This is a genomic window from Bacillus sp. 123MFChir2 (assembly GCF_000383235.1).
Classification (GTDB): domain Bacteria; phylum Bacillota; class Bacilli; order Bacillales; family Bacillaceae_G; genus Bacillus_A.
In genome coordinates this window covers 368,895-393,876 of sequence record NZ_KB910924.1, presented here as the reverse complement: position 1 = coordinate 393,876, position 24,982 = coordinate 368,895, and the positions used below count along the sequence as shown (strand labels likewise).

General features: G+C 36.3%; 28 protein-coding genes. 17 read left to right on the top strand and 11 right to left on the bottom strand.

What is annotated here, in order from left to right; translation table 11 throughout:
• Nucleotides 1-20: 20 nt before the first annotated feature.
• On the bottom strand, nucleotides 21-1,022 hold the full coding sequence (locus H280_RS0102020; protein ID WP_020059443.1) for an alpha/beta fold hydrolase: 1,002 nt from the start codon (nucleotides 1,020-1,022) through the stop codon (nucleotides 21-23).
• 126 nt (nucleotides 1,023-1,148) lie between these two features.
• Here H280_RS0102020 and H280_RS0102015 point away from each other — a divergent pair, with 126 nt between their 5' ends.
• Complete coding sequence (locus H280_RS0102015; RefSeq protein WP_081625573.1) at nucleotides 1,149-1,658, top strand: ribbon-helix-helix domain-containing protein; 510 nt, start codon at nucleotides 1,149-1,151, stop codon at nucleotides 1,656-1,658.
• Nucleotides 1,659-1,738: 80 nt separating this feature from the next.
• Here the strand turns inward: H280_RS0102015 and H280_RS0102010 are convergent, their stop codons facing one another.
• Nucleotides 1,739-3,328, bottom strand: coding sequence for a bifunctional metallophosphatase/5'-nucleotidase (locus H280_RS0102010; RefSeq protein ID WP_020059441.1), 1,590 nt, complete (start codon nucleotides 3,326-3,328; stop codon nucleotides 1,739-1,741).
• A gap of 497 nt (nucleotides 3,329-3,825) precedes the next feature.
• Here H280_RS0102010 and H280_RS0102005 point away from each other — a divergent pair, with 497 nt between their 5' ends.
• Both H280_RS0102005 and H280_RS0102000 read left to right on the top strand, forming a co-directional pair.
• Complete coding sequence (locus H280_RS0102005; RefSeq protein ID WP_020059440.1) at nucleotides 3,826-4,086, top strand: YqkE family protein; 261 nt, start codon at nucleotides 3,826-3,828, stop codon at nucleotides 4,084-4,086.
• A 24-nt stretch (nucleotides 4,087-4,110) separates the two neighbouring features.
• Nucleotides 4,111-4,626, top strand: a complete 516-nt coding sequence (locus H280_RS0102000) for a GrpB family protein (protein ID WP_020059439.1) — start codon at nucleotides 4,111-4,113, stop codon at nucleotides 4,624-4,626.
• Between the two features lie 39 nt (nucleotides 4,627-4,665).
• Here H280_RS0102000 and H280_RS0101995 read toward each other — a convergent pair whose 3' ends face one another.
• Nucleotides 4,666-5,631 (bottom strand): quinone oxidoreductase family protein, encoded by a 966-nt coding sequence (locus H280_RS0101995; protein ID WP_020059438.1) that lies wholly within the window; start codon nucleotides 5,629-5,631, stop codon nucleotides 4,666-4,668.
• Nucleotides 5,632-5,855: 224 nt separating this feature from the next.
• On the opposite strand from H280_RS0101995, the gene H280_RS0101990 reads away from it, so the two are divergent.
• Both H280_RS0101990 and H280_RS0101985 read left to right on the top strand, forming a co-directional pair.
• On the top strand, nucleotides 5,856-6,395 hold the full coding sequence (locus H280_RS0101990) for a DinB family protein (RefSeq protein ID WP_020059437.1): 540 nt from the start codon (nucleotides 5,856-5,858) through the stop codon (nucleotides 6,393-6,395).
• A 79-nt stretch (nucleotides 6,396-6,474) separates the two neighbouring features.
• On the top strand, nucleotides 6,475-7,302 hold the full coding sequence (locus tag H280_RS0101985) for an aldo/keto reductase (protein ID WP_020059436.1): 828 nt from the start codon (nucleotides 6,475-6,477) through the stop codon (nucleotides 7,300-7,302).
• Between the two features lie 27 nt (nucleotides 7,303-7,329).
• Here H280_RS0101985 and H280_RS0101980 read toward each other — a convergent pair whose 3' ends face one another.
• Nucleotides 7,330-8,244 carry an aldo/keto reductase gene (locus tag H280_RS0101980; protein ID WP_020059435.1) on the bottom strand — a complete coding sequence of 305 codons (915 nt, stop codon included), beginning with the start codon at nucleotides 8,242-8,244 and terminating at the stop codon, nucleotides 7,330-7,332.
• Between the two features lie 53 nt (nucleotides 8,245-8,297).
• Nucleotides 8,298-8,426: a Z-ring formation inhibitor MciZ gene (mciZ, locus tag H280_RS0101975; RefSeq protein ID WP_020059434.1), complete on the bottom strand. Its 129-nt coding sequence runs from the start codon at nucleotides 8,424-8,426 to the stop codon at nucleotides 8,298-8,300.
• A gap of 74 nt (nucleotides 8,427-8,500) precedes the next feature.
• Between mciZ and H280_RS0101970 the strand changes: the two genes are divergently transcribed.
• The gene (locus H280_RS0101970; RefSeq protein ID WP_020059433.1) at nucleotides 8,501-9,040 is read left to right on the top strand and encodes an NUDIX domain-containing protein; all 540 of its coding nucleotides are present in this window, start codon (nucleotides 8,501-8,503) and stop codon (nucleotides 9,038-9,040) included.
• Between the two features lie 27 nt (nucleotides 9,041-9,067).
• Here the strand turns inward: H280_RS0101970 and H280_RS0101965 are convergent, their stop codons facing one another.
• Nucleotides 9,068-9,619, bottom strand: coding sequence for a GNAT family N-acetyltransferase (locus H280_RS0101965; protein ID WP_020059432.1), 552 nt, complete (start codon nucleotides 9,617-9,619; stop codon nucleotides 9,068-9,070).
• 307 nt (nucleotides 9,620-9,926) lie between these two features.
• On the opposite strand from H280_RS0101965, the gene spoIIM reads away from it, so the two are divergent.
• The 9 genes from spoIIM (at nucleotide 9,927) to corA (ending at nucleotide 18,200) form a co-directional block, all read left to right on the top strand.
• Nucleotides 9,927-10,577, top strand: coding sequence for a stage II sporulation protein M (gene spoIIM, locus H280_RS0101960; RefSeq protein WP_020059431.1), 651 nt, complete (start codon nucleotides 9,927-9,929; stop codon nucleotides 10,575-10,577).
• Nucleotides 10,578-10,684: 107 nt separating this feature from the next.
• On the top strand, nucleotides 10,685-11,140 hold the full coding sequence (gene fur, locus H280_RS0101955; protein ID WP_020059430.1) for a ferric iron uptake transcriptional regulator: 456 nt from the start codon (nucleotides 10,685-10,687) through the stop codon (nucleotides 11,138-11,140).
• A gap of 104 nt (nucleotides 11,141-11,244) precedes the next feature.
• Nucleotides 11,245-11,475, top strand: coding sequence for a YqzK family protein (locus tag H280_RS0101950; protein ID WP_020059429.1), 231 nt, complete (start codon nucleotides 11,245-11,247; stop codon nucleotides 11,473-11,475).
• A 6-nt stretch (nucleotides 11,476-11,481) separates the two neighbouring features.
• Entirely contained in the window at nucleotides 11,482-12,372 is an 891-nt protein-coding gene (gene xerD / locus H280_RS0101945; RefSeq protein WP_020059428.1) for a site-specific tyrosine recombinase XerD, read from the top strand.
• Nucleotides 12,373-12,512: 140 nt separating this feature from the next.
• Complete coding sequence (locus H280_RS0101940) at nucleotides 12,513-13,244, top strand: FixH family protein (protein WP_020059427.1); 732 nt, start codon at nucleotides 12,513-12,515, stop codon at nucleotides 13,242-13,244.
• Between the two features lie 585 nt (nucleotides 13,245-13,829).
• Nucleotides 13,830-15,014, top strand: coding sequence for a phosphopentomutase (gene deoB, locus H280_RS0101935; RefSeq protein WP_020059426.1), 1,185 nt, complete (start codon nucleotides 13,830-13,832; stop codon nucleotides 15,012-15,014).
• Nucleotides 15,015-15,026: 12 nt separating this feature from the next.
• Nucleotides 15,027-15,848 carry a purine-nucleoside phosphorylase gene (locus H280_RS0101930; RefSeq protein ID WP_020059425.1) on the top strand — a complete coding sequence of 274 codons (822 nt, stop codon included), beginning with the start codon at nucleotides 15,027-15,029 and terminating at the stop codon, nucleotides 15,846-15,848.
• A 7-nt stretch (nucleotides 15,849-15,855) separates the two neighbouring features.
• Nucleotides 15,856-17,160, top strand: coding sequence for a pyrimidine-nucleoside phosphorylase (locus H280_RS0101925; protein ID WP_020059424.1), 1,305 nt, complete (start codon nucleotides 15,856-15,858; stop codon nucleotides 17,158-17,160).
• A 77-nt stretch (nucleotides 17,161-17,237) separates the two neighbouring features.
• Nucleotides 17,238-18,200: a magnesium/cobalt transporter CorA gene (gene corA, locus H280_RS0101920; RefSeq protein ID WP_020059423.1), complete on the top strand. Its 963-nt coding sequence runs from the start codon at nucleotides 17,238-17,240 to the stop codon at nucleotides 18,198-18,200.
• A 31-nt stretch (nucleotides 18,201-18,231) separates the two neighbouring features.
• Here corA and H280_RS0101915 read toward each other — a convergent pair whose 3' ends face one another.
• On the bottom strand, nucleotides 18,232-19,521 hold the full coding sequence (locus tag H280_RS0101915; protein WP_020059422.1) for an NCS2 family permease: 1,290 nt from the start codon (nucleotides 19,519-19,521) through the stop codon (nucleotides 18,232-18,234).
• A 134-nt stretch (nucleotides 19,522-19,655) separates the two neighbouring features.
• Entirely contained in the window at nucleotides 19,656-20,315 is a 660-nt protein-coding gene (locus H280_RS0101910) for an SIMPL domain-containing protein (protein ID WP_020059421.1), read from the bottom strand.
• Nucleotides 20,316-20,473: 158 nt separating this feature from the next.
• On the opposite strand from H280_RS0101910, the gene H280_RS0101905 reads away from it, so the two are divergent.
• Nucleotides 20,474-20,893, top strand: coding sequence for a MarR family winged helix-turn-helix transcriptional regulator (locus tag H280_RS0101905; RefSeq protein WP_020059420.1), 420 nt, complete (start codon nucleotides 20,474-20,476; stop codon nucleotides 20,891-20,893).
• 260 nt (nucleotides 20,894-21,153) lie between these two features.
• The gene (locus H280_RS0101900; RefSeq protein ID WP_020059419.1) at nucleotides 21,154-21,699 is read left to right on the top strand and encodes a hypothetical protein; all 546 of its coding nucleotides are present in this window, start codon (nucleotides 21,154-21,156) and stop codon (nucleotides 21,697-21,699) included.
• 16 nt (nucleotides 21,700-21,715) lie between these two features.
• Here H280_RS0101900 and H280_RS0101895 read toward each other — a convergent pair whose 3' ends face one another.
• The 3 genes from H280_RS0101895 to H280_RS0101885 are packed head-to-tail and all read right to left on the bottom strand — an operon-like array spanning nucleotide 21,716 to nucleotide 24,975.
• Nucleotides 21,716-22,783, bottom strand: a complete 1,068-nt coding sequence (locus H280_RS0101895; RefSeq protein ID WP_020059418.1) for an ABC transporter permease subunit — start codon at nucleotides 22,781-22,783, stop codon at nucleotides 21,716-21,718.
• Between the two features lie 50 nt (nucleotides 22,784-22,833).
• Complete coding sequence (locus tag H280_RS0101890) at nucleotides 22,834-23,904, bottom strand: ABC transporter permease subunit (RefSeq protein ID WP_020059417.1); 1,071 nt, start codon at nucleotides 23,902-23,904, stop codon at nucleotides 22,834-22,836.
• A gap of 12 nt (nucleotides 23,905-23,916) precedes the next feature.
• Nucleotides 23,917-24,975, bottom strand: coding sequence for an ABC transporter permease subunit (locus H280_RS0101885; RefSeq protein WP_020059416.1), 1,059 nt, complete (start codon nucleotides 24,973-24,975; stop codon nucleotides 23,917-23,919).
• Between the last annotated feature and the right edge of the window lie 7 nt (nucleotides 24,976-24,982).

Sequence of the window (24,982 nt, the reverse complement as noted above, 5' to 3'; positions counted from 1 at the left end):
CTTTTCATGAAATATAGAAATCAAGGGTGCAGTAAAAAATGCTCTTGTTTAATTTCGAGTAACGTTTCTGCAAAATGTTCATGTTCTTCAAAGTGTGGAGAATGGGCTGAGTCAGGAAACCAAATCATTTTTTTGATAGGAGCGTTCAAAACATCGCAATATTGTTGTACAAGTGCATAAGGTGTTTGATAGTCATAGCGTCCAGAGCAAAAATAGACAGGAAACGAAACACTTGGAATTTGTGAAAAGAAATCAACTGTTAACATTTCTCTCCATAATTCTCCGGATTTTATATTTCCACTAAAAAATTTTATCCAATCTATCAATGTGTATTCAGATGATAACAATCCTTTTCGAATGAATGAAAAAAATGTTCCATTTTGAATAGCACCGCCAAAAATACCAAGCCATTTCCTTTGAATAAGCAGTCGCTTTTTATCTAGAAATGGTGGTTTTCCAAGCTTTTTTAAAGAAGCGAGTGCCCGATCATGTCTGTGCTTCTTTGCGGATTGAATTAAATGTTTAAAAAGTAATTTCTCATTTTGCTTCATATGCACAATTTGGCCAACTCCAATATAGGCTTCGATGGATTGGGGAGATTGCTGCGCAGCAGATAATCCAATGATGCTACCCCAAGAGTGCCCAAGAAGAAATAACTTCTTTTTTTGAAATTTGTTTAGCAGATAGTCAATTAGTTTATGTGTATCCAAAATAAATTGTTCAATTTTTAGCGGCTCTTTGAAATCACGCCATGAAAAGGATTTACCTGCTCCGCGCTGATCCCAGTTGACAACGATAAAATGTTTCTCGAGTTCTGTTTGGAAATGGCGTGCAAAGCCAATGTGAGCCATTCCCGGTCCACCATGTAAACATAATAAAAGAGGTTGTTTGAGATCTTGGCTACGAATAAGCAATGATTGCTTGCGATTGTTTATAAGTACATTTTCAATTGTAGCAATGCTATTTGGAATAAGTTGTTTATTTTTATCGTAAAAAGAAGGGGTGCAGCTGCGACTGAACATGAGCGGGACCTCCTTTCGAGTGCGATATAGTGAACGGTGTCGATTGGTTAACATATACTAAATAGACGAATAAGAAATTATTGTATCTTAACATAATAACTTTATCTTGCATGAATGAGAAGTAAAATGCTTAAAGATAGAAGTTTTAAGTTATGTATAAGAGAGAGGAGGGAAGAGGTGGAAATTGGTGAAATTATTGATCGCTTAAATAATCATGAATCGATTACAATTGTTGCAAAACGACTAGAGATGAGTCCATATACATTATCAAAAAAATTACGGTTGCTCGGATATGAATATGATAGTGAGCAAAAAAAAAGGATGTTTGTTGGGGAGGGAGAAGAGCCTCGTCATCTACAATTAAAAGAAGCTGTGAGCATACAACAGGAAAAAATAGATTATCAACGTCTTATTTATGAACAATTGCAAAATATTTATAAGTTGTTGCAAAAACAGGAGTATGGAATATGTATTCCTTCTGCCCATACAGGAGAGAAAAAAAGACGTACGTTCTCTCTGTCAAAACAAACATTAGAACATTTAGACTGTTTTTCTATTAGAAATGGCGTGCACAAATCTAAAGTTGTTGAGATAGCCCTGGAAGAATATTTAAAAAAATATCGTGAAAAAGAATAAAAGCGGGAGTTCCCGCTTTTATTCCACTAATTATAGATAGTAAGATTTGTAAAAGATTCAAAATCTGTATTTTATAATGCCTAATTTATTTTTTGAATACGACCTTCAATTTTTGCTTCAATTGGAGATTTTGCTTGTTTCACATAATCTACTAGTGCGTCTAAATCATTTGGCCCTGTTTCTGCATTTTTTCCATTTCTAAATGAAACGAAACCATCCCCGCCAGAAGCTAAAAAGGCATTTGCTACGACAGTATATGTTTGTGAATCAACAAGCGCTTCACCATTTGATAATTGCACATCAACGACTTTTTCTCCAACTGCTTTACTATCATCCCATTTATATGTGATGCCAGAAATTTGGAGCATACGTGTTTTATCTTTTTGCCACTGCTGATTTAAAATGTCACGAATATCTTTCCCAGTTAAGGTTGACTTTATTAGCTGGTTGCCAAAAGGTTGAATACCATATAATTCTCCCCACGTAATATCTCCAGCATCTAAATCGTTCCGAATACCGCCAGGATTCATAATAGCAATTTGTCCGTTCATCACACTGCGCTGTGCATCAGCAATTAAGTTACCAAGCGTAGATTCCCCGGCAGGTGATTGTGTTCTATCTAAAGCAATTGCAGCTTTTCCGACAACTTCGCTTACAAGTGGAGCGACTTTTGCTTCATACTGTTCCATTTTTTTCTTAATTTGTGAATCTGGTTGGATGCCGTCATGGAATGTTGTAACAATCTCAGCCTTTTTCTCTACAATATCTTTTGTTTTCTTGTCAATTTTTAAATCAACATCTGCGAAAGCCATGCCGTATGAATAAGCTTGTACAAGAAGTTTCCCGTTTACAGTACCGTTTACATATGCATGGTTATGCCCGCCAAAAATGACATCGACTTCTGGATCGGTATTTTGAGCTAAGCGAACGAGATCTCCCTCTGTAATTCCTTTATCATCTGTTGTACCCGGATTATGTGCTAATACAACAATCGATTTTACGCCTAATCGCTTTAATTGCTGTGCAGATTTGTTAATAGCCTCTACTTCATCTGTGAACTGTACATTTTCAACCATTTTCGGAATAACCACGTTTGGTGTTTCTGTTGTAACAACACCAATAAAACCAACTGGAACTCCTTGTACCATTTTTACTGTAAATGGTGGTAAAAATAAACGGCCAGTTGTTTTGTTATAAACATTGGCTGCAACGTAAGGGAACTGTGCCCCTTTAAAGTTTCCAGTCTTTTCATGATAACCGCCATAAATAAGGCGACGCATTTCTTCTATACCTTCATCAAATTCATGGTTTCCAATGGTTCCAACATCAAAGCCAAGGTCATTAAAGATCTCAATTGTTGGTTCATCTTGTAATAAAGCTGAAACGGGTGGACTTGCTCCAACTGCGTCTCCGGCATGAACAAGTAGCGTATTTGGATTTTGTTTTTCGTGATCCCGTAAGTATGCAGCTAAATAATCGACGCCGCCAGCTTCCCTGTTATTTATTTTTTTTACTGTGTTTAATTGACCATGAAAGTCATTAATGCCCAGCATTTGCACATCGATATAACGATTATCTTGTGCTGGTGTAGAAGTTGGTTGTGCTGCAAACACACTTGAAAATGTAACGGTACTTAAAACAGCAACTGCAGGTATAATTTTTTTCCACATGTTTTTGTTTCTCCCCTTTTATATAAATCTGACATTATACGACATAATTTTAATAGATTATGAGGAAACAATCTATATAAAATTTAATATTTTAAGAAAATTCATAAAACATCTTTTTATTTTTATATAGAAAATAAATAATAAATTGTAAGCGGTTAACTCTATAAATCTATTTTTATCTTTCAACATATGTAGATGCAAATTGAAAAACTAACATAATAACCCTTTTCTTTTTCGGTGGGCGAGAGCAACTGGCCATGCATAGAATCGGTCAGTGCCTGTTCCTGCCACGTGCAAAGTTTAAAGGAAAGGGAGAAAGCAAGTAGCGGCCATGTTTTATTCTGCATAGCAGCGACTTATATGTTAAAAAAACAACTTGTATTTATATATTCATTAGAGCAAAGATTTGTGAAATTGAATAGTAATACCGCTCTTTTTGTTGCTGCTAATTTACACTTTCTACTATAATAAAGAAAAAAGTAAAAGGTGATTTGATTATGGCGAAGAAAAAACAAAAGCAAACACAGAAACAAAGCGTAATGAAGATGGAAAAGGAAACACTAACAATTGGAGATCAATTGAACGAAGCTCTAATGAAACAACTAAAAAGTAAACAGAAAGAGTTAAAAGAGCAAGAGGAACAGAAACAAGAAATGGAGTTAGAGAGAAAGCGTAAAGAACAGCGTGAACGTGAAAAAAATAAATCATTTGAAGAATTATTAGGTGAAAGTAGCTTGTCATGGAAAGACTTTAAGTAAGAAACGAATGTAAGGGGGATGGGCATGAGGAAAGTGGAAGTATTACCCTATGAAAATCACTGGGCAGAAAGGTTTCAGAAAGAGGCGAAACGTTTAAAGGAAGCAATGCCAGAACATGTGAAAGTTCATCATATTGGCAGTACATCAGTGCCTGGATTAGCGTCAAAACCGATTATTGATATGATTATGGAAGTTACGAATATTGCCAAAGTGGATAGTTGGAATGATGTATTCCAAAAAATGGGTTATACACCAAAAGGTGAAAATGGTATTTCAGGACGTCGTTTCTACATACACGGTACAGAAGAAAAGCGAAGCTATCATTTACATGTATATGAAACAGGGAATCAAGAGATTATACGACACCTCTCTTTTCGCGATTACATGATGGAGCATTGTGAAGAAGCAGAGGCCTATGCAACGCTAAAGCAAGAGCTTGCGAAACAATTTACATATGATATCGAGAGTTATATTGAAGGAAAAGATGCATTTGTTCGTGAGAGGGAACAAAGAGCGATAGAATGGATGAAGAAAAAATAACGTGCCATATAGATACGGCACGTTATTTTTATCATTGTTTTATGGAAGTAATAAAATTTTTCCTGTGCTTTTTCTACTTTCTAAATAATGGTGTGCTTTTGCGCCTTCGTTTAATGAAAATGTAGTTGGCTTAGATAACTTGATTTTTCCTTGTTGAATCCATGTGAACAGTTCATTAGAACGAATAACGCGTTCATCATGAGACGTGAGTACATTCCATAAATCTCCGCCGGTTAGTGTCTTAGATGTATCCATAAGCATGCGCGGGTCTACAGGTGCTGGATCGCCTCCTGCCATTCCGTAAAACACAACTGTTCCTCCGATACGTGTTGCCTCAAAGCTATCCATTAACGTAGAACCAACAGATTCATATACGACATCGACACCTTTTCCGTTCGTCACATGCATAACTTTCTGTTTCCAATCATCTTCATACAAAAAGGCCCAGTCTGCGCCAACAGCTTCGGCAGCTTTTGCTTTTTGAATAGAAGAAGTAAGTGCAATCACTTTACCGCCTAGTAATTTTATAATTTGTACAAGAAGCTGGCCAACACCACCGGCAGCAGCGTGTACGAGTACGATATCTCCTTCTTTTACCGCATAGCTATCTCGGGTTAAATAGTGAGCTGTTAAACCTTGTAGTAAAATAGAAGCAGCAGTTTCATGTGAAATATGATTAGGAAGTGGAATTGCTTTCTCTAGTGGAACTGCTACAAGCTCTGCATTTGCATAAGGAACATCTGCAAATGCGATAGAGTCTCCTTGCTTAATTGTCGTAACATTACTTCCTACCATTTCGACAATTCCAGCGCCTTCGTAGCCTAAAATATACGGTGGTTTACCGGCAAGGTGGTAATTACCTTTTCTTCTATAAACATCAGCAAAATTTAAACCAATTGCTTTCATTTTCACAAGAATTTCATCAGGTCCGATAACAGGATTTGGGATTTCTTCATATTGTAATACTTCTGGTTCTCCAAATGTGTTAAATATAAGAGCCTTCATCTTTTTCCCTCTACTTTGTGTATTTTATTTTACGCTTACACTGTAAGATAAAAGGATGGAGAAAGCAAGGAATTGCGCTTTGGAAAAAATGGGAAAGGAACTTCTTTTTTCTTCTTGTACTAAAGAGGCATTTAAATTGAACAAGCACCAATCATATTGCTAAAGTTGAATTATATTATCGTAGGGTGAAATTTTTTATTTAAATTTGGGTGAGGTGGAGACTAATGATTTTAGATTTAAAAGGTGAATCTCAAATGGATCCAATTGTAGGTATGCTTTATTCTTCTGTAGATGGTAATTATAAGCGCTTAAAATCTATTGTTGCAGGTATGTCACAGGAGGAACTAGATTATAAAGGGCCAGATCAGAAATATAACAGTACAGCACAATTAATAAGGCATTTGGCATATGTGGACCTTAACTGGGTTTTTAGAATTAAAGGTGAACCAGTACCAAAGATTCTTCAAGATAAGTACGGACCTATGTTAGATAAAAACAATGAAATCCCATTGATTTATGGAGTTTCCTTAGAAAGGATTCTCTTTGATTATGATAAGGTATTTAACATGTTTAAGTCTATTTGCTTTCAGTTAACTGACAACCAATTGAATAAAATACTAGATTATGAGAATGAAGTAACTGCAACTATCCGCTGGGGCATTTGGCATATAGCAGATCATAATAGATACCACCAGGCTCACATAAATCAACTTCGCAAATGGTATAAAGAAGAGAAGGGTTTTATGCCGGGTTCCTTCACATAATAACATTATGTGAACAAACCGCTTTTCTTTTGACTTTTTCTTTTTTTCTTGTTCAAATGAAGGGAAGGAGGAGTTTTTTATGCATATTCCAACAACAACACTTCATAACGGCGTGAAAATGCCAATGCTCGGTTTAGGCGTATATAAAGCGAAAGAAGGAGAGGAAGTAAAACGAGCGGTACAGACTGCACTTGAGATCGGTTATCGTTCTATTGATACGGCTGCTATTTACGAAAATGAAAGCGGTGTCGGAGAAGCGATTCGTGAATTTGGAATTGCGCGCGAAGAGCTGTTTATTACAACGAAAGTATGGAACGATGAACAAGGGTATGAAACGACGCTGAAAGCTTTCGATACAAGTTTAAAGAAATTACAGATGGATTATGTTGATGTATATTTAATTCATTGGCCGATACGTGGGAAGTATGCGGATACATATCGCGCTTTAGAAAAATTGTATGAAGAAGGTAAAGTGCGTGCGATTGGCGTGTCAAACTTTCATATTCATCATTTAGAACACTTATTAGCAAATTGTCATATTAAACCGATGGTGAACCAAGTTGAGCTTCATCCAATGTTGGCACAATTTGAACTTCGTAATTTTTGCCAGCGAAAACAAATTCAAATGGAAGCATGGAGCCCGCTTATGCGAGGCGGAGAGGTGTTTGAACATCCTGTTATTCAAGAAATTGCTAAGAAATATGGAAAAACACCTGCACAAGTTATTTTACGCTGGGACATTCAAAGCGGCATCGTAACTATTCCAAAATCTGTTACTCCGTCTCGTATTGCAGAGAATTTTCATATTTTCGATTTTTCATTAGCAGAAGAAGAAGTGCGCCAAATTGATACATTAGATTGTAATAAGCGTTCAGGAACAAATCCAGAGAAATATGATACGATGTAAAAAGCTACCGATTTTCGGTAGCTTTTTTTAGCGATGAGATTCATATGCATCCAATTTTAAAAGTGCTTGAATGTGTTTATATTGTTCGTCTGTCAATGAATGGGCAGTGACCGCTTTTACGTTTTCGCGTAATTGGTCAATTGAGCTAGCGCCTGGAATGAGAGCTGCAATTGCAGAAGTATGCAGGCAATATTGAAGCGCAGTTTCTGTTAGAGAGCGCTCAACTGTTATTTCTTTAATACAAGATACAGCGTGTTTTACTTCATCAAAGTCGTAAGAGAGATAGTCTTTTTCTTTCACCTTAGCTAATTTTTGGTCATTGTTGTTAGTCAATAAGCCTTTTGCAAGTGGGCCGCGAGCAATAACGCTAATATTGTGTTCTTGTAAGAATGGGAACCATTCTTCTGGGCGGCGATTGAACATGTTGTATTCCATTAAAATACTTACAATATTAGAGCGCTCTGCAAACTGGCGAATAACGTTAGGGCGGATGGAAGAAATACCGTAATGACGAATGAGTCCTTCTTGTTTAAGTTCTTCAAATGTTTCAATGACTTCGTCGATATTATCTTTAATTGTTCCGCCGTGCAGCTGATATAAATCGATATAATCTGTTTTTAATCGGTGCAGGCTTTCTTTTACTTCCTCTTTTATATATGCCTTAGAAGGATCCCAAGACCACCCGTTTTTTTCTTCTGTCCAGCGGTTCCCAACTTTTGTAGCAAGGACAATTTGCTCTCGTTTTCCTTGCAAGGCTTTTCCGACAAACTCTTCATTTAATCCATAATTGTATAAATCGGCCGTATCTAAAAAGTTAATGCCTAAATCTAACGCTTCATGAATGATTTGAATGGCTTCTGTTTCATTTGTCCCAAGCGACATGCATCCAAGTCCAATTTCACTTACATATAAATCTGAATTTCCTAATTGACGTGTCTTCATCATTCTCCTCCTTACTTGTATTTTACGAAAGCGTAAGGAGTTTCACAAATACTTTACATTTGTCTATTTGTAATCCAGTCATGGACAGTTTTATAACGTTGTTCATATTGTTTTAGCATATGACGAATTTCCCAAGCTTTTCCGACTAACGTTACTCGATTTGGTAAAATATACACTTTCATTTTCGTTTCGCTCCTTTCAATGTGATAGAATGTATGAAGAAAGATTAGGAAATAGAACAGGGAGATGAAGTCTTGTGAGTAATCTTGAAGAAAGAACGGTTGCGACTGAGCCTATTTTTGATGGAAGAGTAATTAAAGTTCGTGTTGATGAAGTAGTATTGCCAAATGGTGAGACGAGTAAACGTGAAATTGTGACGCATCCTGGTGCGGTAGCGGTTATTGCAATTACAGATGACGAGAAAATTGTGTTAGTTGAACAGTATCGTAAAGCGATGGAAAAAGAGCTTGTAGAAATTCCTGCTGGAAAGTTGGAGCAGGGAGAAAAACCTGAAGTAACAGCAATTCGGGAATTAGAAGAGGAAACAGGGTACATATGTGATAATATGGAGCTGATTACGTCATTCTACACTTCACCAGGATTTGCAGATGAAATTGTGTATGTATATGAAGCGACTGGCTTGAAGAAAAAGGAGGACAAAGCGGATCTTGATGAGGATGAGTTCGTTGAGTTAATGGAAGTATCATTAGAAGAAGCATTGCAACTAATAAAAGAGCAACGTATCCATGATGCAAAGACAATGTTTGCCATTCAATATTTACAACTGAAAAAATAAACACTCGCTTTATGCGAGTGTTTATTTTTATTGTATTTTTGCGTATACACATGTATCACATAAACTACCATCAGGAGCAAGGAAATCATTTTCGAGCGTACCTTCTAGAATAAACTCTAGGCGCTCTGCAACCAATCTTGCGTTTGTATTATTCGCATCACAGCAAATTTCAAGGCGTTTTGCTCCAAGTTTATCGAAAGCGAATTGAACAGCTCCTTTTAAAGCTTCTGTCATAAACCCTTGGTTTGTATAAGAGCTATGAAGCCAAAAGCTAATAGAAAACTTTGGGATATCCCAATTTTCTGGATGGAGAGTGAGTGCACCGATGAAAGTACCCGATGTTTTCTCGTATAGATGGAACGGTAATGTTTCACGAAGTAAAAACTTTCCATGTGCAGCTCTAACTGCTGCTTCTGCTGTTTCTTCAGTTTCGTGTGTAATCGCCATCCATGGCTTTAAGTCTTCTAAAGAAGCTTGGATTGCTTCGTAAACTTCCGCTCCATCACCAGGGAACGGTTTCCGCACTTGTAAGCGCTCAGTCTGAAATAATGTTGGAAAATCTAATAATAGTTGATTCAAACGAAATCCCTCCTATTCTCTTCTTTAAGTTTAGCAAAGTGGCGTGGAATTTCAATGTTAATTCGTCATACTTTTTTCTTTCTTTCATACATTCTATATAGATACAAATTAAAAAACCGACATAAAACCATTCTTTTTAGGTTGGCGTGAGCATCTGGCCAAAGCGGTCAGGGCCTTATTCTGCCACATGAGAAGTGGAAACAAAGAGATAAAACGAGTACAGGTTCTTTTTTTCGCATAGCAGAGACTTATATGTCGAAAATCAAAATGAATTTATATAGTAAGGGAAAGAACGGAGGGAATGAATATGCTAAGGAAATCATCTTGGCAAGATCGTGTAACATATCATGTACAAGAACATGCTTCACTATATGTATTTGTAGCAGTTCTTTTATTAATGGGGGTTATCTTTGGAGCCATTCTTGTGAATAGTTTACAAGTAAGTCAGAAGCAAGACTTGTACTTTTATTTGAGTCGTTTTTTTGGACAAGTTTCCAAAGGGCAATTTGCAAATGCAGGTGAGATGTTTCGAGAAAGTTACTTATCGCAACTGAAATACATTGGCTTTATTTGGATTTTAGGTATTTCCATCATCGGTTTACCACTTATTTTTATTTTATTATTTTTAAAAGGAGTCGTTGTTGGGTTTACAGTGGGGTTTTTAGTGAGTCAACTCGGATGGAACGGTCTATTATTAGCATTTGTGGCCGTGCTTCCACAAAATGTGATTATCATACCGACGTTTCTTATTATGACGACGATTGCAGCTAGCTTTTCATTGCGGATGATCCGTCATCAATTTATTCGGAAAGTAAATGAGCCATTGCTACCACTTTTTATGCGCTACACTTGTTTTTTTCTTATTATCGGTGTGGTGTTAGCGGTTGCTTCGGGGATTGAAGCGTATGCATCACCAACTTTTATGAAACAAGTCATGGACACTATTAATAAAAAGTAATTATACTTTGAGAATTATTATCAAATAATCTTGATTATTTTTGTTTTGACAGTTGCCCTTCTTCTGATATAATGGGGTAAGAGTGGCGAGGGAGGGAGTAGTACCGAATGGAAGAGAGAATTGATCGAATTAAGAAGCAATTACATGCAGCGAGTTATAAATTAACACCACAACGTGAAGCAACGGTTCGCGTGCTGCTAGAAAATGAAGAAGACCATTTAAGCGCGGAAGATGTTTACCTCCTTGTAAAAGAAAAGTCGCCAGAGATCGGACTTGCAACCGTTTATCGGACTTTGGAGTTATTATCCGAGTTAAAGATTGTCGACAAGATTAATTTCGGTGACGGTGTTTCGCGCTATGACTTACGCCAAGAAGGAGCATCACGTTTTCATCATCATTTAATTTGTACGGAATGCGGTGCAGTAGAAGAAATTCAAGAAGATTTACTTGGCGAGGTAGAAAAAAGAGTAGAACAAGAGTGGCGCTTTAAAGTAAAAGACCATCGTTTAACGTTCCACGGTATTTGTGAAAAATGTCAAGAGAAATTAACAGAAGAAAATTAACCTTTTCCTATTTAATTAGGAAGAGGTTTTTTATTTATTATTAGGTATAAATGGTGAAAAGCTTGGCATATGTTGTAATAACATATATTTTGGAGGAATTTATAATGCGCCGAGCAATGAAAGCTATTTTTGATGGCATGAAAGTATTTTTATTGTTTACCAGTTGTACCATTATGTTTTATTTCGCTATACTATGGATAAATGAAGAATATGAAAGTTATCATCGTTATGAAAAACCGAAAGAAGAAATGGTAGAAAAAGTATCTGGAACAGAAGAACCTGTGAAAGATGCTTTCGTAAACAGAATGATTTTTTTCTATGAAAATGGGGAGTAGAGAAGATTGGAAGATCAATTACAAGATTTTATTCATTATATGGTTGTTGAAAAAGGATTGGCTAAAAATACAGTTGTATCATATGAACGCGATCTAAAAAGTTATATGAAGTATTTACAAAAAGTAGAGGAGACTACATCTTTTCATGATGTAACGCGAATGCATATTGTAAACTTTTTGCATCATCTAAAAGAGAATGATAAATCTTCGAAAACGATGGCGCGTCACATTGCATCTGTACGATCGTTTCATCAATTTTTATTACGTGAACGTGTTGTAGAACATGACCCATCTGTACATATTGAAACGCCTCAAGCTGAACGTAAATTACCGAAAGTGTTATCTATTGATGAGGTAGAAGCATTATTACAAACGCCAAAAGCAAAGAGTGCTTTTGGAATCCGTGATAAGGCTATGCTAGAGTTATTATATGCAACAGGATTACGTGTTTCTGAGTTAATTGAATTAAACATAGCTGATGTACATTTAACAATGGGTTTTGTTCGTTGCATTGGAAAGGGGAATAAAGAAAGAATTATTCCTCTTGGCAGTTTAGCGGCTGAAGCGATTCAGCATTATATTGAAAAGGGAAGACCGGAACTATTAGGAAGGAAAACGGCCGAAGCACTCTTTTTAAATCATCATGGAAATCGTTTATCGCGCCAAGGGTTTTGGAAAATTTTGAAGAGACTTGCAAAAGAAGCGAACATTCAAAAAGAACTTACACCGCATACGTTGCGTCATTCTTTTGCAACACACCTATTAGAGAATGGGGCAGATTTAAGGGCGGTACAAGAAATGCTTGGTCATGCTGATATTTCAACAACACAAATTTATACACATGTTTCAAAAACTAGATTAAAAGATGTATATAAACAGTTTCACCCAAGGGCATGAGTTTTCATGTCCTTTTGCTATTATGATGAAGAAACTTCACAAAAACTTCACAAACATTTCGTACATTGTTTTCAGCAGAAGGCTAGAATATGAATGTATATTTCCTCTATACTAATATAGGACGAAGGAGGAAGTTATAAATGAAGAAACTTTTAATTACATTATTTATCGCCATGCTAGCCTTAGCTGGTTGCAATATGAAATCGGACGAAAAAGCGAAAAATGATAAGCGACTTGAAGAAGTAAAAGTAGCAGTAAAAACAAACCCTGAAACAATAAAGCCAAATGAAAAAGTAGAAGTGCAAGCAATTGTTACACAAGGGAAAGAAAAAGTAACAGATGCTGATGATGTGAAATTTGAAATTTGGAAAGATGGCGAAGCAAAAAAAGAAATGGTAAATGCGAAACACAAAGGGAACGGTGTTTATACAATCGATAAAACATTCCCAAGTGACGGTGTTTATCATATTATTGCACATACAAATGCACGTGATATGCATGTGATGCCAGAAGTAAAAGTAGCTGTTGGAAATGCAAAAGTTACAGAAGAAAAGAAAGCCCATGATAGTCATGGTAATCATAAAAGTGAGACAATGATTCACCTTATGGCAGACGGTGTAAAAGTAAATACAGAATCTACAATGAAAGTACATTTAAAACAAAAAGAAGAAGCATTAACTGGTGCGGAAGTTCAACTTGAAATTTGGAAAGATGGTGCAGAAAAGCACGAGTTTGTTCCAGCAAAAGAAGGTAACAAAGGTGAATATACAAGCACTCATACATTTAAAGAAGCAGGCGCATATAAAGTGAAGGTTCATGTACGAAAAGGTGATCTTCATGACCATAAAGAAGAAACGGTTGAAGTGAAGTAAGGAACAGCTCTTTGAAAGAGCTGTTTTTATTTATTACTGGTAACTATTCAGTCCCTCTATGAAAAAACGATAGAAAAGCATTTTTGAAAGCGGACCTGAGGGACTGGCTATGTATAGTAGCGGTCAGTGCCTTTTCTTGCCACGCGCAAGGTTTGAAAACAAAGAAAGGCAGCGAGGTGTAGGTCCAGTTTTATCTTCATGACAGCAATTATAGGTAAGCGTATTTTCGCTGGGCGAGAGTATCTGGCCATGCGTAGAAGCGGTCAGATACTTTTTTTACATGCGATGTTAAAACAAAAAAGAGGAAGAAAGAAGCAGGTTACGTTTTGCTTGGCATAGCGGCAACTTATATGTTGAAAAAATCAACATGGATTAATATATTAGTTTTATTCGCACTTCTGTGCAGAATAGATTACAATGAAAATGTGTAGAAAATATGAAATGTGATAAAAATCCCTTAAAAAGAAAGCGTAAACATGTTATAGTAGCTGTAGGAGATGTCTGACATCTGACTTAGAAGAAGAAGGAAGTTTTTACAAAGATTTGAACATACTACATTAGTAGCATATATAGGAGGTTACAGTTGTGAGCAAATATAAACGTATTTTCCTTATCGTAATGGACTCCGTGGGTATTGGAGAAGCACCAGATGCTGAAAAATATGGCGATAAAGGGTCTGACACATTAGGTCATATCGCAGAGCATATGAATGGATTACAAATGCCAAACATGATGAATTTAGGTCTTGGAAATATCCGTGAAATGAAAGGGATTTCAAAAGTAGAGAAGCCACTTGCATATTATACGAAAATGCAAGAAAAATCTACGGGTAAGGATACAATGACAGGACACTGGGAGATCATGGGCTTATACATTGATACGCCGTTCCAAGTGTTCCCAGAAGGATTCCCAAAAGAGTTACTGGATGAGCTAGAAGCGAGAACAGGACGTAAAATCATTGGAAATAAACCAGCTTCTGGAACAGGTATTCTAGATGAGCTTGGTCAAGAGCATATGGAAACAGGCGCATTAATCGTGTATACATCTGCCGATAGCGTACTGCAAATTGCTGCTCATGAAGAAGTTGTACCACTTGAAGAATTATATAACATTTGTAAAATTGCACGCGAGTTAACACTCGATGAAAAATATATGGTTGGTCGTGTTATTGCTCGTCCATTCGTTGGAGAGCCAGGAAACTTTACACGTACACCGAATCGCCATGACTACGCTTTAAAACCATTTGGTCGCACAGTTATGAACGAATTAAAAGATTCTAGCTATGATGTGATTGCAATTGGCAAAATTTCTGACATTTATGATGGAGAAGGTGTAACAGAGTCTCTTCGTACAAAATCCAACATGGATGGCATGGATAAACTTGTAGATACATTAAACATGGACTTTACTGGTTTAAGCTTTTTAAATCTAGTTGACTTTGATGCACTGTTCGGTCATCGTCGAGATCCTCAAGGATATGGAGAAGCATTGCAGGAATATGATGCACGCCTTCCTGAAGTGTTTGAAAAGTTACAAGAAGACGACTTATTACTTATCACAGCTGACCATGGTAATGACCCAATTCACTACGGTACAGATCATACACGTGAATATGTACCATTATTAGCGTATAGCCCAAGTATGAAAGATGGCGGACAAGAATTGCCACTTCGTCAAACATTTGCTGATATCGGCGCAACAGTTGCAGAAAACTTCAATGTAACAATGCCAAAATACGGAAAAAGCTTCTTAAACGAGCTAGGTAAATAGGAGGAATATAAAATGAATCGTGAATTAATTTCAAAATCTGCATCATATTTAAAAGGTAAATTTTCAGAAAGACCAACAGTAGGACTAATCCTTGGTTCAGGCTTAGGTGTATTAGCTGATGAAATCGAAAATGCAGTAGCTGTACCTTATAATGAAATTCCTGAGTTTCCTGTATCTACAGTTGAAGGCCATGCCGGTCAATTAGTATTCGGTACACTTCAAGGAGTTACAGTTGTAGCAATGCAAGGTCGCTTCCATTACTATGAAGGATACGATATGCAAAAAGTAACATTCCCAGTTCGTGTTATGAAAGAACTAGGTGTAGAAACAGTTGTTGTTACTAACGCAGCTGGTGGTGTAAATACATCATATGAGCCAGGCGATTTAATGCTAATTTCAGATCACATTAATTTCATGGGCTACAATCCATTAATCGGACCAAATGATTCTGAAATGGGTGTACGTTTCCCTGATATGTCTGAATCGTATAGTAAAGATCTTCGTGCAATGGCGAAACAAGTTGCAGCTGATTTAAATATTAAAGTACAAGAAGGCGTATACGCTGGGATGACAGGTCCTGTATACGAAACACCAGCAGAAATTCGTATGATTCGTACAGTTGGCGGCGATGCTGTCGGAATGTCAACTGTACCAGAAGTTATTGTAGCGCGTCATGCTGGTATGAAAGTACTTGGTATTTCTTGTATTTCAAATATGGCAGCTGGTATTTTAGATCAGCCACTTAATCATGAGGAAGTAATTGAAACAACAGAACGTGTAAAAGCAAACTTCTTAGCACTTGTAAAAGAAATTGTAAAACAAATGAAGGGATGAGTTTACAATGAGAATGGTGGACCTAATTGCGAAAAAACGTGATGGCAAAGCATTAACGACAGAAGAAATTAATTTTATCATTGAAGGGTACACAAATGGTGATATTCCAGATTACCAAATGAGTTCACTTGCAATGGCAATTTTCTTCCAAGATATGAATGAGCAGGAACGTGCTGATTTAACGATGGCAATGGTAAATAGTGGTGATACAATTAATTTATCAGCGATTGAAGGCGTAAAAGTAGATAAGCATTCAACAGGTGGTGTTGGTGATACAACTACACTTGTATTAGGTCCATTAGTAGCTGCTTTAGGTGTACCAGTGGCAAAAATGTCTGGGCGTGGTCTTGGGCATACAGGTGGTACAATTGATAAACTAGAGGCAGTTCCAGGATTCCATGTAGAAATTGAAAACGAGGAATTTATTCGTCTTGTAAATGAAAACAAAATTGCTGTTATTGGGCAAAGTGGTAATTTAACACCTGCTGACAAAAAGTTATATGCGCTTCGTGACGTGACGGCAACGGTAAACTCTATCCCGCTAATTGCTAGCTCTATTATGAGTAAAAAAATTGCAGCTGGTGCGGATGCAATCGTTCTTGATGTAAAGACAGGTGCGGGTGCATTTATGAAAACGGATGAGGATGCGAAGCGATTAGCAGAAGCGATGGTTCGTATCGGTAACAATGTTGGACGTAAAACAATGGCTGTTATCTCTGATATGAGTCAGCCGCTTGGTGAGGCAATCGGTAACGCTTTAGAAGTGAAAGAAGCGATTGATACATTACAAGGAAAAGGACCAAAAGACTTAGAAGAGTTATGTTTAACACTTGGAAGTCAAATGGTATACTTAGCTGGACAAGCTTCTTCTTTAGAAGATGCACGTGAAAAGCTAATTGAAGTGATGAACAATGGCAAGGCACTAGAAGCGTTTAAAACATTTTTAGCAGCACAAGGCGGCGATGCTTCTGTTGTGGATGAACCAGCGAAACTTCCGCAAGCGCAATATATGATTGAAGTAGAAGCAAAAGAAGATGGCTATGTATCTGAAATTGTCGCAGACGAAATTGGTACAGCAGCGATGCTTCTTGGTGCAGGACGGGCAACGAAAGAATCTGAAATTGATTTAGCAGTTGGTCTTATGCTTCGTAAAAAAGTTGGCGATAGCGTGAAGAAAGGTGAATCACTTGTAACGATTTACGCAAACCGTGAAAATGTAGAAGATGTAAAACAAAAAATTTACGAAAACATGAAGATGTCTGCAGTACACGTAGATGCACCGAAGTTAGTACACGGTATCGTCGAGAAATAAAGCGACAATTTGTTCGAAAATTGTAAGATAAAGAAGCTAAGGAGTTTTCTCCTTAGCTTTTTTTGCATATAATAATAATGGGTGAAATTATGATAAGAATTTGTGCAGTAACAAAAGAAAATGAAGTATTATATGACGTGTCATTAGAAGAAACGAAGCGAGAAGATATCGTATGGTTTTGGCTGGATTTATGTAAACCGACGAAAGAAGAGTATACATATATTTTACAAGATTATTTTAAATTCCATCCCCTTGCGATTGAAGATTGTTTGGAGTACGTGCAGAGACCGAAAGTGGATTTTTATGAAGGATATAATTTTTTAGTACTTCATGCTTTTAGTGAAGAGGGACTCGAGCCTCATGAAATTGATATATTCGTTAGCGATCAGTTTGTTGTATCTTTTCACTTTTCGCATAATAAGGCAATTGAACGAGCTTGGAATAAACTTGGAGAAAAACAGCGCGTAAAGAGAAGTACTCTTCATGTGACTCATATGATTATTGACCAAATTGTCGATGATTATTTTGCTCCGGTATATTATATTGAAGATCATTTAAATGCTATTGATGACAATTTAACAGGAGATACGGCTGGTGCTGTATTAGAAGAGGTATTTGATATTCGTTCTGATTTATCAAAATTACGACGAACAATTATACCGATGCGTGATTTATTGTATCGTATTTTAAATTCAACGCGCTTTTATGGTGCAAGTGACCATGAAATTTATTTTAAAGATATTCACGATCATCTTTTAAAGCTTGCCGAAATGATTGAAGCAAGCCGAGAGTTGACAGCTGATATTCGCGATAGCTACTTCTCGCTTAACTCTCATCATATGAATAATATTATGAAAACATTAACGGTTTTTTCAACGATTTTCATGCCGTTAACATTTATAGTTGGTGTATATGGAATGAACTTTGATCATATGCCAGAGTTAAAGTGGGAGTATGGCTATTATATTTGTTTAGCCATAATGGCGTTTATAGGTGGAGGCATGATGGTCTGGTTTTATAAGAAGGGTTGGTTTAAATAATAAAACGCCGGGAATTCCCGGCGTTTTTGCTTTAGCCAATGGCATGTAACACAAACATGGCTAAGAAGAGACATGTTATAACATAAAGTGGTTTTGCAACTTGTTTATGTTGACCAAGTGCTACTTTTAAAATTGGATATGCAATGAATCCAAAAGCAATACCATCAGCAATGCTATATGTGAGCGGAATCATAACAATGATTAAAAATGCTGGAAATCCTTCTGAAAAATCGTTCAGAGGAATTTGTTGAATGTTTGTAATCATTAAACCGCCAATAATAATTAAGATTGGAGCGATTGCGCTATCTGGAATCAATTTTACAAACGGCAAAGCGAATAATGAGGCAAAGAATAATCCACCAGTAACGATAGACGTCAGACCTGTCTTGCCGCCCGCTGTAATACCAGCAGCACTTTCTACTGTAGAAACAGTTGGACTCGTGCCAAATAGACCGCATGTCATCGCTGAAATTGCATTTGCTTGATATGCACGAGGGAATTTACGCTGATCCTCTAATAACCCGTGTAAAAGTCCCATGTTTTCAAAAATGAGTACCATACTCAATGAGAACGTTGCGATTAAAAATGGTAAAGAAGTCAGTTTTCCGAACGACATTGCGCCAAAAACGTCACCATAGTTAGCAAATGAAAATGAGCTATTACCAATTTGACTTGTATCAACAATACCAAATAACCAAGAGATTCCTGTTCCAATTGCAATCGTCCATAAAAAGTTTCCTCGAACGTTACGAATAAATAAAACTAAAGCAACGATAAGAGTAAGCAGTGTTGCTAGAACAACAGGACTACTTAATTTTCCCAATGCAACAGCAGTATTCGAATTCGCAACGACAAGGCCGCCCTTTTGCAAGCCGATAAATGCTAAAAAGAGTCCGATACCAACCGTTATCGCTTCTTTTAAAGACTTTGGAATTGCGGTAGAAAGTGTGCGGGCAATTGGTGTAAATGCGGCAACCATAAAAATAATACCAGCGACAAATACCGCTGCTAATGCTTCTTGCCAAGTTAAACCAAGTGTATGCACAGCTGTGTACGTAAAAAACGCATTTACTCCCATTCCTGGTACAAGGATCGCCGGTGCATTTGCCCAAAATGCCATCAATAGACATCCGACAAATGAGCTGAATACTGTTGCTAAAATTCCTGCTTCAAGAGGAATGCCGGCATCTGATAAAATGGATGCATTCACAATCATAATATAAACAATTGTGAAAAATGATGTTACACCAGCGAGTACTTCTTGTTTTGGTGATGTTTGATGTAAGTCTAATTTAAATGTTTTTTCAAGAATTCCTTTCATGTTAAACCTTCTTTTTCATATCCCTCTCCCACCCGTGATATCCCTATGTAAGGTTCACCGTCTATTATTATATCAAAACAAAAGTTTTTTACAACAATTAAATGAGAACGTTTTCTTTTTTGCTAGATATATAATTACATATAGATAAAAACAGCACGTACAGTTGAAATAATTTCTATTTCGCCTGATTGAATAGGGGGAGCACCGCCATGAACAGCAGAATAAGCAACAAATTCTCGCGGCATATGAGAAGATTCTTCAACGAGAGACAAAGGAACGGGATTTATATTTAGATTATATGTACTAGCAATTGTCCTTGCTTTTTCTTGCGCGTTTTGCACAGCGAGTACTAATGCTTGTTTGTAGTAAGTATTCGGTGCAGAAACGCGAAATACAAGTCCTCTGGCGACATTTGCTCCGCTTGCTACAGCTGCTTCAAATACCTCCCCTGCTTTTTGGACATTGAGTACAATAATTTCATATAAATGCTCAACTTGATAACCTCGTAAGACAGGCTTTTCGTTCACGTATTCATATTGCGGTGTAATCGTGTAAGAAAGTGTCTTAATATTTTGCTCTGTAATTCCAAGCTGTTTTAAAGAAGCAAGTAAATTAGTGGAAAGAGCAGCGTTCTCGGCTTGCGCTTGTTTTATATTTTGATCTTCAGTACGAACACCGATTGTAAGTACGACAACATCAGGTTTTGCTTTCACGACGCCTTCACCTTGCACAGTAATTGTTGCTTCTTTGCCATTGCGTAACTCATGTGAATAGGGGGGCATGCCCATTTGCATAATTGTTCACCTTCCTTTCTTTATTTATATGAAAGAAGGAAGTCCATTTTTTCCTTAAATTTAGAAATAGCGCAGAAAATCTAAGTAGAAAATATATACAATTATGGTATTCATGCATTATAATAATGTGTAAATATTATAAAAAAGGATCGAGAACATTGAACGAAAAACGAGAAGCACTAATTTTAAACTTATCTACTTCCTTCCGAAAAATGCTTCGCTTATTACAAAGTGATATTAATGAACTTTTTTCTGAATATATGCCATGGAATGAGTTTTCTGTACTGCGTGCATTATATTGGAAAAGTCCGCAAATGGCATCGCAAATTGCAAATGAAGTGAATGTTACATCCAGTCATATTACAGCAGTTACAGATCGTCTTGCTCGTAAAGGACTTGTAATGAGAAAACGATCGAATTCAGACAGACGCATTGTGTATTTAGAAATTACAGATAGCGGGCGAGAAGTTGCTGAAAAACTTGAAAATGTTCGAAAAGAATATTATAGAGAGAAGTTTCAGGGCTGGAGCGACCAAGAAATTGAAATGGCATTAGAGCTCTTTGATAGAGTCCTATAAAAATAGAAAAGCAAAGATTGCTTTTCTATTTTTATATGTGTGAATATATGAATACAAATTGAAAAATGATATAAAAACCACTTTTTTAGGGGAGGAGACCAGAGCAACTGGCCATGCATAGAGGCGGTCAGTTCTTTTTCCTGCCACGTGCAAAGTTTAAAACAAAAGAAGAAAACCAGTAGAAGTCACGCTGCGTTCTGCACTGCATAAAAATAGCCTGAAATTCCTATACTTTACGTATATGGAATAGGAGGCAGACAATGAAGCGTATTGTTTCTTTTGGCATTATCGGTATCTGTTTATTATGTTACGGCACTGAGATACGTGCAGCGTCTCCAAATCAAATTGTTCAAAAAGAATTGGAGTATCTCTCCAATCATAAAACGGTTTTATATTCAAAGCTATGGATGCGTTCAATGCAAACGTCTGTATTATTTCATCATAATGATCGCATTCATCATCAAGATACTTTACATAATATAAAACATTCTTCTCTCGTCGGTATAAAACAAATGTCACTAACGAAAGCTTCCGTTTATATGCCGCGAGTTTCGCAGTACGTATCAAAATTCGGAAAAGAAAATGTACAAGTGTACTATTTAGCTGTGCAGTATGATGTGAAAAAAGAAAACATATATCAAATGAATGGAACGAACTACTTTTTACAAGTATTTGTACGAGAGTATGGAGACTGGAAAATTGCTGAAAGTATTGTTGCACCAACGGATCAAATTGTGGCAAATGGTAATGGATTTGGGACAGATGAGGAGAAGAATTATAGTGAAAGAAGAAAGAATGTAAAATAGCCTCCTGACTAGGAGGCTATTTTGCATATAAAAAAAGTTTACGTTTTAACACCCACTGTAAAATAACATATGTCAAAATGCCACACCCAATAAAATACATATAGTGAAGCGAGATAGATTTACTGTCATCAGTGAAAACTTCGCTGCCAAGAAGTCCGAAACAAATGGAAGTACATAGTAAGAAATAGACATGAAGTCTTTGATATAGCAATATCTTTCCATTCTGTTCATTTGGTGAACGTGCATACAAATAGGCTCCTAGTGGCAGACAAATAAGTATATAAATTGCTGGGCTTAGTAGTGTCCATGCAGACGGAATATGATGATAAGCAGGTCCTATATGTACATCTCCATGTTCATCTTTTCCAGCTTCTTTTTGTGGTTGATAGTTATAGTTAATTTCAAAATGTTTAAGTGGAGCAAATGTACTTATATTTTCTATATACATGGAACTTTTATGATAGGCCTGAGTATATTCTTTTTCTGATAAATCAACATGTAATGCAAAGAAAGGAAACGCAAGCTGAGAAATGTAAATTGGGAAAATCAATAAAATATAGCTTAGCGCACCTTGTGAAACAATATTTCCTGTAATGGTTCCGATAAAAAGAGCTAGTGTATAAATTGCAATTAATGTCATGATTCTATAAATAAAGTATAGATGAAACAGTGTGAATGATTGATAATCGGCGTGTATCGTAGTTTTATAGACAATATACATAAGGACCCAGCTCACGCTTAGTGTACTTATGATATGAACTGTACCAAACAACCATTTTGATAAAAATAAATGTGAACGTTTAAATGGCATAGCCCATAAAAAATCATTTGTTTGATTATGACGCTCCCAGCCTATTAATATGACAGCTAATGCAATTAAAAGTAGGCCCGGGAAAAAAGTATAATTTTCTCCGCTCAAATAATAGGAATAATACGTATTCGTCGTTTCACGTAAGTATTTAGCTTTGTGTAGTGCGTCGCTATAATATTGATATGGTAAAAGATATAAGGTACTAAGCCAAAATAACGCAATGACATATTTTCCTTGCTTCCAATTTCTCATCCACAATGCTTTATGAAACATACAATTCACCTCGATTTATACGTGTATTTTTATTGGTTAAACCAGTACTGTTATCTTCCACTGAAAGAGAATTTCCATTTTAGTAGGCGAGATAAAATGAGATAAGTAATAACTCCTGTGCCTAGAAAACCGACATAATAACCTACTAACGAATTGATTCCTCCTAGTAAACGAGCACCAAGCAAGGCGAAGCATGTTACGGTACAAATGATAAAGAGCTTTTGTAACTTCGGAAAAAGTAGTATCTTTCCGTTTTGTTCGTTAGGTGACCGAGTGTATAAGTACATACTTAATGGTAATAAAATCAGTGTATACAGAATAGGACTTATTAATGTCCAAAGAGACGGAATAGAACTAAAGTTAGGTTCATTGATTCGTTTTCCTGTTTTATCTGTATAGGCAGACTTGGGTTCGTAACTAAAACAAATTTGAAAATGTATCATAGGTGAAAAGACAGTGAATTTTTCGACATTATTTGTATATGCATTTTCTCGTTCGTAAGTGTTAGCATACGAATGATTCGTATGAACAGAAATGAACCCAGCAATCAAAATGGACAATACGAAAGGTAAAATAAGAACAATTGCAGTTAACAGACCTTGTGAAACAACATTTCCAGCAATTGTTCCAATACATAGCGTTAACGTATAGATTGCAACGAGTACGATTGCTGCGTATAGAAAATAATAGTGAAAAGGTGAAAATATTTGATACTTATTATGAAAAGTTGTTTTTTTCAAAATAGCAAAAATCCCCCAGTTCAATACTAGAACACTCAAAATATTACATACACCAAATAGCCATTTTGTAAGAAAGATATGTGTTCGCTTAAATGGCATCGACCAAAGTAGATCGATAGATTGATTGTGACGATCCCAGCCGATGACTACACAACCTAAAACAATAACAAGTGCACCTTGTATTATTATAGTTTCTTCAGGAAAAATATAGTGGTAATGAAAACGATAACCCCATTTCATATTATCGTGAAAATAGTTTAGTTGTTCTGCAGCTGCAAAATAATATCTGCACGATAGTAGATAGAAGTTAATGAGCCAAAATAACCATACGATATATTTACTTTGCTTATATGTTTGAAGCCATAGTGCTTTTTGAAACATAGGATCGCTCCTTTAAAAAATTTTATATTTGGTAGCACGAGATAGTATGAAATAGGTGATGCTCCCAAGTAAAAAGAAGCCGACGTAATATTTCAATAATAAGCCAAAAGGATTTGAAACCCGTCCACCTATTAAAGCAAAGTATAGTGTAGTCCCCCATATCCATAGCAAGCGATGTTTTTGAAAAAGAAAGATTTTCATATTATTTTCATTTCGTGTCCGTGTAAAAAGAAATATGCCAAGTAGTAAGCAACAAATGGTATAAAAGACAGGAACCAGCATTGCTTTGGCAGAATAAAATTGATGAAATGCAGGACCTTTTAGAGTATTTTCAGTATCATCAGTTCGACGATGTTTTGGATCATAATCGTAACCAATAGTAAATTTGTTTATAGGAGCGGAAATACTTGTTTTGTCTTTAAGTTCATAAATTGTGTCAACCCTTTTCCCATAACTTTCTTTGTCAATTGCATTCCAATGAGTAGTTAGAAAAGAGAGTCCTAGTGAAAATACGCCACACCCCATAATTAAAAAAGTAATGCTAAAGATACTTTGTGAAATAATGCTTCCTGTAAATGTTCCAATACATAAGGTAGCTGTATAGATTGCTATATACGAAACAATTGCATAGAGAAAGTATCGGTTAAATGGATAAAATGATTGATATTCAATGTGAATTGTTGACTTGTAAATGAGATACATAAGTATCCAAATTATGAAAAAAGAACCTACAATATGAATAACTCCAAAGAGCCATTTTGATAAGAAAATATCACGTCGCTTAAACGGCATCGCCATAAGCATGTCCTCAGATTGATTTCTACGTTCCCACCCGATTAAGAGACATCCTAAGACAATTACAATAAAGGCTATCCAAAAACTATCAGAGGAATAAAAAGTATATTCATAATAAAACTTTCCTTCTGTGTGATATTTGTGATAAAAATTAAGTTGTTGCTTTGCTGCTTGATAATATTTATATGGAAAAAAGTAGAGACAGCCGAAAAAGAATAGCAATACAACATATTTTCCCTGCTTCCAGTTTCGCATCCATAGTGCTTTATGGAACATGTAATTC